This window comes from Actinocrinis sp., from assembly GCF_035650855.1.
Taxonomy (GTDB): domain Bacteria; phylum Actinomycetota; class Actinomycetes; order Streptomycetales; family Catenulisporaceae; genus Actinocrinis.
In genome coordinates, this window is record NZ_DASRGV010000096.1 from 1 (window position 1) to 7,866 (window position 7,866).

The following is a 7,866-nucleotide window of genomic DNA, read 5'->3' on the forward strand; positions in this document are numbered from 1 at the left end:
CTAGGCCGTGTGTAAGAAGTGGTTCTTATAGCCAGTCGTTGATGGCGGCGACAAGGACGGTGGCTTCGTAGCGTACGGCGAGCTTGTCGTAGCGGGTAGCCACGGCACGGTGCCTCTTGAGTTTGTTGATCCCGCACTCGACCGCGTGCCGCTGCTTGTAGATCTCCGCGTCGAAGGCATGCTCGCGTCCACCGCGCGAGCCACGCCTGCGCCGATGAGCGGCCTGATCCGCCTTGACCGGGATCGTCGCCGGGATGCCGCGGCGCGAGAGCAGTTCCCGATTCGCCCTAGAGGCGTACGCCTTATCGGCCAGCACCCGCTGCGGCCGGGTACGCGCCCGGCCGGGACCGAGTCGTGGCACCGCGATGCCCGCGAGCACGGCCGGCAACTGCGGGCTGTCCCCGCGCTGGCCGCCGGTCAGCACCAGGGACATCAGCCTGCGCCCCTGCTCGCAGGAGAGGTGCAGCTTCGTGCCCAGTCCACCGCGTGAGCGGCCCAGGGCGTGATCGGCCGGTTCGGGCAACCAGCCGCCCGGACGCTCACGCTGGCGCTGCCCGTCACGCCGCGCGCCGGCAGCGTGCTGGTGCGCGCGCACAATGGTGGAGTCCACCGACACCTGCCAGGTGATCAGCCCGGCGGCATCCGCGCGGGCCTGCAGCGCGGTGACGATCAACGCCCACACCCCGGCGCGCTGCCAGGCGCGAAAGAGCCAGTACACACTGCGCCAGGGCCCGTAACGCTCGGGGACATCGCGCCACGGAGCACCCACCCGCACCCGCCAGCGGATCCCATCGATCAAAGCGCGCTTCGGCCAGATCGGCGGGCGCCCGCTCTTTCGGCCCACCGGCAGCAGCGGCGCGAGCACCGCCCACTGCTCGTCGGTCAGGTCGAAACGGGCGCCGGCGGGTATCGTCTGCACTCGAGGTCTCCGGTTGCGGTGGCAGTCTTCTTGGTCGACGACTCACCTACCGGAGACCTCACTCATACGCACCCTGCGACACGCCGCAGCGACCAGACCGTGACCAGCACCACCACCCGCCGACCCGACTTTTTACACACGACCTAGGCGGGGACCGGTCCCGGGTAATTCATGCACAATGACCCACTGGCCGGTCAGGGAGTCGCTGGCGTGCGCTTTGACGAGATGAGCGCGTGTCGATTCGGTCTAGCCGGGCGTGTCGCTGCCGCGCGTAAATAGCCTGTGTTTGACCCCGGTCGTCTGTCACTCTGAGGCGCGTGGTGGTCTTCGAGTGCCGGCGATGCGGGTCGCGATTGAGCGTTCCGGTCGTGCTGTCCACGCTGCCCGGCGCGGCAGCGACGCCAGATGCCATGCCTGCTGGTGTGCCATGCCCGCCCCGGATGGCACCGGGTACATACGCGGTCGACGATGAGCCGTTCGGTCCGCCGTACGTCCCGGCTGGCGAGGGTCGACATCGCGTCTCTGGCGGGCCGCGGAACACGTTCGTACTCGCGTCGGGTGACGTGGTGGGCACCGTGCCGGTGAGCAATCGAGCGCAGCGCAACGGCTGCTGCGGGCCAGACGGGATGGATGGACCGAACCTGCAGTGCGCGGAGTGCAGCGCGCAGGTAGCCACCGAGGTCGCGGATTGCTGGACATGGCAGGAGGTCCGGCTCTACCCGGACGCGGTGCGGCCGCGCTAGTTGTGGGGACGGTCTTGTTCGCCGGGCGCTCCGGTGCGGCGTCGACGAACGTCGCGCCAAGCAGGGGGCGGCCCCACGGTTTGTCAACGGGCTGGGTACCGTTCATCGCGCCGTGCCGCGTGGTGCGGGTGTGGAGCCGGCCAGAGCGGTGACGACCTGACGACGTGGTGACGGCCCTGCCGGGCGAAAAGCGCGAGATAGAAAAACGTCGGCGTTATTGTTTGGACACGGCTTCCGCCCGGGAATTCACTCGATCGAGTGAAGATCATTCAATCAAATTCTTGTCACAACGCCAGAAATGAAAAGTGGCGGCGTTGTCACGGGCGGGCGATCGGTGCGTAACCAGCGTGAAGTGCGGTGACGTTGCACTCGGCTCCACCCAACCGCGCCGAGTCGTCCGGGAGTCAAGGTGACGAGCAATTCCCGCCGTTCCGTTTCTCGAAATACTTCTTCGCCCGCGGCGATTTGGTCGGCGGACCATCGCGACCAGATCGTGGGCGCGACGCTCGTCGGTATGGTGCTCGTCCTGCTCGGTTATGCCTCGGGGATCGGCGGGGGCGGCGGCGTCGCTCAGGCGACCGGTGGTCCCGCCCCGGGCACGCTGGTGGTGGCGTCAAGCCCGCCCGCGAACGGGTCGGCGCCGGACGTCATTCAAGCCACCGGCGGCCCTGGCGGCTCCAGCGGCTACGGCGGCTCGGGCGATTACGGGTACGGCTTCGGCGGTGGATCCGGTGCGGGTTCGGCACCCGCGGCAGGCGCGTGGCCATCGCCGTCCGCAGAGTCTCGGACTCCTGACATAGTCGGCGGGTCGCCTTCGACGTCTCCCTCCGACTCGGCCAGCGGTTCACCGTCCGGGGCGCCGTCGTCTGCAGCCTCGTGCAGCCTGCTCGACTGTGTCACGTCCGTGCTGACCGGCACGACAGGCGGATTGACGTGCCTGCTCGGCTCGGGGTCGGGTGGACTGCTGCCTTCCGGTTCGACCGGACTGCTGCCGTCCGGTCTGACGGGCCTGACGGGTTTGACGGGCCTGACGGGTTTGACTGGTTCGATTGGTCAGACGGGCCTGACCGGTGTGCTCTCTGGCGTGACGGCGCCGGTCGGGTCGCTGACCGGTGGGCTGCTCGGCGGCTGCCCCACACCGACACCCAGCGCGACGCCCAGCCCGAGCGCGCCATGAGCCACGTCACGCGGCTGGCCCTTCTCGCCTGCGTCGCGCTCGTGTGGCTGGTTGGTTCGCTGATCAGCGCGCCCGCCGCCGTCGCCCACGCGGAGTTGCTGCGCTCGGACCCGGCTGACGGCGCGCGGCTGTCCGCCGTGCCCGCTCACGTGACGATGACGTTCACCGAGGGCATCGCGATCCACGACTGCTCCGTGCGCGCCGATGGTCGCGCGGTGCCGATCCGCCAGCCGGCCGGACAGCCGGACGTCCTGGTCGCGGACCTGACCGGAATCCACGCCGCGGCAAGCGGTCGCCTGGAGCTTGACTGGCGCTCCGTCAGCTCCGACGACGGGCACATCGCGACCGGAAGCATCGGATTCCAGCTACCTGCGGCGGCCGCGTCACCGTCCGCCGCCTCCGGTGCGCCTGCGCCCGCCACTGCCACCGCGTCAGGAGCGACCGGAGCCGTTCAGGGATCGGGCCTCCCGGGACCCAGCGCAGCCGTGCACAACGCGCTCGTCGCCGTGCAGTTCGCCGGATTCCTCTGTGTGGCGCTGCTGATCGGCGGCCTGGCGTTCCTCGTGATCGCCTGGCCCGAGGGCGGCGGCGTGCCGCGCGTGCGCCGCTCGCTCTCGCTCGCGTGGGTGCTCGGACTGGGCACGGCGCTCGCGCAGATCGGGTTGCAGGCCGCCTATGCCGCGCTGCTGCCGCTCTCAGGCGTATTCGACGCGACCGCGCTGGAGAGTCTGTTCGGCACTCGCGTCGGCGCGGTGCTCATCGCCCGGGCACTGTTGTGGCTACTGGCCGGCGTCGTACTGGTCGGCCTGCTCCAGCAACAGCAGCGTGCGGCCTACTCGGCCGGCTGGCGGGTCGGCCTGATCGCGGTCGGCTTCGGCCTGTTGCGCACGATCGGAATGACAGCGCACGACGACAGCGCTCATCCGCTGATCGGAGCGATCGCGGACACGGCGCACCTGGCCGGGGTGTCGCTGTGGATCGGCGGGCTAGTCGTCCTGCTCTTCGGCGTGCTGCCGCGCCGCGTTCCGCGCGAGATGGCCACCGCGGTCGCGCGCTACTCGAACCTCGCGCTCGTCAGCATGCTCGCGATCATCGGCGCCGGAACCCTGCTGGCCTGGCAGGTGGTCGGGTCGGTGCACGACCTGCTGCACACCTCCTACGGGCACACGCTGCTGCTCAAGCTCGCCCTGGTCACCGCGGTGCTCGCGCTCGCGCAGCACAGCAAGGCCTGGGTGCGCCACCGGCTGGACGTCGCGGTGATCCTCGACGGCGACCGCGCCACGGTCCGGCCCTTCGTCTACTCGGTCGCGGCAGAAGCGGGGCTGGCCCTCGCCATCCTGGCCGCGGCGAGTGTCCTGGTCACGTCCAGTCCCGGGCGCTGACCAGGGTCCGCACCGAAGTCAGTCCACAGAGAAAGGCGTCCGCACACCATGGACAGAACCGATTCCGATTCCGGCGCGCCGCCGCCGAACGCCCCAGCCGCGGCGCTTTCCGCGCGCCGCCCCGTGCGTGCCCTGCTCCTGCTCGGCACGGCGGCCGCCGCCGCCTCGGCACTGCTGCTCGCCCAGGCAGCCACTCACCCCGGGGCGCGCACGGCGGTGGCTCAGGGCACGACGACGCTCAACGTCGCCGACGCCGCGGCGACCGCCGCGACCAGCGCCAGCACCATCGAGATCAAGAACTACGCCTTCGCGCCGAAGTCGGCGACGGTGGCCACCGGCGTCAAGGTCACCTGGGTCAACGAGGACAGCGTGCCGCACACGGTGACCAGCAAGTCCGGCCCGGCGTCGTTCGACTCCGGGCAAATCAACCCGGGCGCGTCGTACTCGGCGATCTTCATGACCGCCGGAACCTACAGCTACTACTGCATCGACCACCCGCAGATGGTCGCCACGATCACCGTGACCGGCGGTTCGGGCGGCGGTGGCGGCTCACCGAGCTCGATGCCGAGCAGTCACCCGAGCAGCACCCCCTCCGGTGGCGGCGCAGGGGGCGGCGGCGGTCAGCCGAGTTCGAGCCCGAGCGCGGGCATGTCGATGCCTGCGCCTTCGGGGAGTTCCGGCGGCGTCCTCGGTTCGCTCGGCGGCGGCATGAGCGACTCGGGCGGCGGCTGCGCGAGCGCGAGCCAGGTGTTGCTCCCGCTGCTTCAGCACATCGACGCCACACACCTCGGCGAGTCCCCGGGCCAGCAGGTCCAGGACCTGTCGAACATCAACCAGTACGTGCTCACGCACACCACGCTGGTGGAGAACATGCTCATCCCGGCGTACAACAGCGCGAACCGAAGTCTGACCGGGCTGCTCGTTCCGCTGCTCCAGCACATCAACGCCACGCACCTCGGTGAGTCCCCGGGCCAGCAAGTCAATGACCTGCTGAACCTGGACCAGTACGTGCTCACGCACACCACCCTGATCGAGAACATGCTCATCCCGACCGAAGGCGTGCTCACCGGCAGCTGCTGACGGCAGCTCGCACGTCTTCGTGAACCAATTCACGCACCAACCGCCGGAACGGCGGTGGACCGGCCGAGTGGAAGTCGGCCGGTCCACCGCCCCCATTCTCCCCTCCGCGCACCGCACTCAGTCCGAAGAGGACGCGATGACTACCGAAACGCTCGTGCTGCCCCCGCGCCCGTCCCGTCCTGCTCTCCTGCCAGATCCCGGCACCTACCGGACACGCCCCGGCCGGTGCGTCTTTGAGCTCCGCGCGGCCGCGGGCCCGCTGACGACGCTGTGCGGCCGCTTTGCCGTGCTCGACACCAGCCTCGTGGTCGACGAGGACGAGCGGCGCACCCGGATGACCGTCGAGGCCAGCGCCGGTTCGCTGCGCAGCACCCGTCCGCTGGCTACGCGGCGGCTGACCGGGCCCCGCGGCCTCGCCGCGCGCCGGCACCGCGTCATCCGCTTCGAATCCACCGGCCTAGACAGCGGCGAGCCCGGACGGATCACCATTCCCGGCACTCTTCACCTGCGTGGCGACGAGATTCCGCTCACCCTGGAAACCCGGGTCGTCGGGCGTGGACGCGACAGGCTCCTCATCCTCGGCACCGGGCGGCTCGACTACAGCGCGCTGCGCGCCACGACCGAATTCCGGCTGCCGCGGACTGTCCCGGCCGGGCACCTGCGCATCCTGCTCGCGGCGGACTTCCGATGACCAAACCGCTCGCGCCGCGCGTTCCTGCGCCGCCGTCCTCCGATCCGGTCCGCCCGCCGCTGACGATCGGCCCGCGCATGGCACTGGCGGCCGGTGCGGCCGTCGCTGTGCTCGCCGCGGTGTTCGCCCTCGGGTTCAAGCCGGCAAAGCTGCCGCCCGCCGAGCCGGCCGCCGCGGCGCACTACAACGTGCAGATGGCCAACTACGCCTTCGCCCCCGCGTCGCTCACCGTGAACGAGGGCGACACGATCACCTGGACCAACCAGGACACCGCCCCGCACACCGTGACCACCACCGGCGGCCCCGAGTCGCTGAACTCGCCGTACCTGTCGAAGGGCCAGTCCTGGAGCCATACCTTCACGCAGCCAGGAATGTACATGTATTACTGCACAGTGCATCCGGATATGCGAGCCGAAGTGATCGTCCGGGCGCCAGCACCGGCCACAACCGCCCCGATTCGTACGCACAGTTCCGCGCCTGCCGCTCCGGCCGGTGCGCAGGCCCACGCACAAACGGCCACCGCCGCGGCGGCTCCCGCGTCGTCGAACTCTGGCGCCGCCGCAGCACCGGTAGCCACACCATCGGTATCGAACTCGGCAGCGCCCGCCGCTCCGGTCCAGGCGCAGCAGGCTGCTGACAGCAGCAACATCCGGACCCTCGGTCCGGTCCTGCTGCTCGGCGGGCTGACCGCCGCGATCGCGGTGTTCTGCCTACTGCTCGTCGGCTCCCGACCGGCAGCGGCGTCGGCGGCGTCGGCTGCAGCGGAGCGGGCCGGCGCGGCATCCGACCTGAGCCGCGACGAAAGACGTGAGAACTACGACTACGACGACTAGCAGGTCACAACGGCATTGTGCTAATCGGCGAATGACTGGATCATCGTGTTGTGTTTCATTAGGTCTCGAACTGGTTCGGGCTAGCGGTCGATGCCGGGGCTTGCTGGAAGCGTTGCTGTTCGCCCCGCGGCGAAGGGGCAGCGAGCGGTTCGGCCGCCGACAGCGGTCCTGGCCGATGCTGATCTGCCTTGGCGTGATGCTCACGATCGGTAGCGCGGCTCGAATCCTTGGGTGGACCGGGGCCGGCCTGACGGTGGTATTCGCGGTGGCAGTGATCGCCGCGCTCGGGGCCATCGCCTTCGCGCTGCGGGCATTCGTCGACCGTCCGGCAGAAGAACGTTGACAGCACGCCCGCTGCCATGATGACCGTTCGTGCCGACACGACGGGAGCTACAGATGGTTGAGCAAGCGGTGCGGCGAGTTGTCGAGCAGTTGGTCGCAAACGCGCCTGAGGGCTGGACGAAGGCGTTGCTGGTCAGCAGGGCGGGGCCTGGCGGCACGCGGGTGTCCGGCGGCTATGACGTAACCGGCGCGTCTGCGCGGAGCAGCCGCGTGCCCAATCCGTACAAGGAATTGATGGCACTGGCGGAGGCGCTGCGAGAGATCCGGGGTTGGCAGCACGTGACCGTGGAAATCGTGTGCCGTCCATCTGGACATTACGAGCTGGTGGCGACCACGGACGCGATCACCAGCCTGCGCGGTTTGAGCGGCGGATTTCAGGCCGTATCGGACGCCGACTACTGGTTGCCGCAGCCCGGTTCCTTACAGGAGGAGGCTACGGCCGCGCCTGCCGGCGATCCCGAGTTGGCGGCGGCGCGATTCCGTGAATACATGCAGCGGCGCGCCGCGATCCTAGGAGGCCCTGAGCAACTGCCGCCGCCCGCATCTCCAGCCGCGATCGAGGAGGCCGAGCGTCGCCTCGGCGTGACCCTGCCCGACGACCTGCGGGCTCTGTATCTCATTGCCAACGGCGACGGCATCGCCTATCGGCACCGTTACCTACTAGGTCGTGTGTAAAAAGTCGGGTCGGCGGGTGGTGGT

General features: G+C 69.7%; 8 protein-coding genes. 7 read left to right on the forward strand and 1 reads right to left on the reverse strand.

All coding sequences use genetic code 11. The annotated features are described in order from the left end of the window. Nucleotides 1–25: 25 nt before the first annotated feature. Nucleotides 26–919 carry an IS5 family transposase gene (locus VFB40_RS07690; protein WP_324848603.1) on the reverse strand — a complete coding sequence of 298 codons (894 nt, stop codon included), beginning with the start codon at nt 917–919 and terminating at the stop codon, nt 26–28. A gap of 1,647 nt (nt 920–2,566) precedes the next feature. Here VFB40_RS07690 and VFB40_RS07695 point away from each other — a divergent pair. The 7 genes from VFB40_RS07695 (at nt 2,567) to VFB40_RS07725 (ending at nt 7,842) form a co-directional block, all read left to right on the forward strand. Continuing rightward, nucleotides 2,567–2,839: a hypothetical protein gene (locus VFB40_RS07695; RefSeq protein WP_324848604.1), complete on the forward strand. Its 273-nt coding sequence runs from the start codon at nt 2,567–2,569 to the stop codon at nt 2,837–2,839. Beyond that, nucleotides 2,836–4,221, forward strand: a complete 1,386-nt coding sequence (locus VFB40_RS07700) for a copper resistance CopC/CopD family protein (protein ID WP_324848605.1) — start codon at nt 2,836–2,838, stop codon at nt 4,219–4,221. The genes VFB40_RS07695 and VFB40_RS07700 overlap by 4 nt, the downstream gene beginning before the upstream one ends. 48 nt (nt 4,222–4,269) lie before the next feature. After that, nucleotides 4,270–5,301 (forward strand): cupredoxin domain-containing protein, encoded by a 1,032-nt coding sequence (locus VFB40_RS07705; protein WP_324848606.1) that lies wholly within the window; start codon nt 4,270–4,272, stop codon nt 5,299–5,301. A gap of 136 nt (nt 5,302–5,437) precedes the next feature. Continuing rightward, complete coding sequence (locus VFB40_RS07710; protein ID WP_324848607.1) at nt 5,438–5,992, forward strand: YceI family protein; 555 nt, start codon at nt 5,438–5,440, stop codon at nt 5,990–5,992. Then, nucleotides 5,989–6,825 carry a cupredoxin domain-containing protein gene (locus VFB40_RS07715; protein WP_324848608.1) on the forward strand — a complete coding sequence of 279 codons (837 nt, stop codon included), beginning with the start codon at nt 5,989–5,991 and terminating at the stop codon, nt 6,823–6,825. The genes VFB40_RS07710 and VFB40_RS07715 overlap by 4 nt, the downstream gene beginning before the upstream one ends. Before the next feature lie 100 nt (nt 6,826–6,925). After that, the gene (locus VFB40_RS07720) at nt 6,926–7,168 is read left to right on the forward strand and encodes a hypothetical protein (protein ID WP_324848609.1); all 243 of its coding nucleotides are present in this window, start codon (nt 6,926–6,928) and stop codon (nt 7,166–7,168) included. A 53-nt stretch (nt 7,169–7,221) separates the two neighbouring features. Next, on the forward strand, nt 7,222–7,842 hold the full coding sequence (locus tag VFB40_RS07725) for an SMI1/KNR4 family protein (protein ID WP_324848610.1): 621 nt from the start codon (nt 7,222–7,224) through the stop codon (nt 7,840–7,842). Nucleotides 7,843–7,866: the final 24 nt, after the last annotated feature.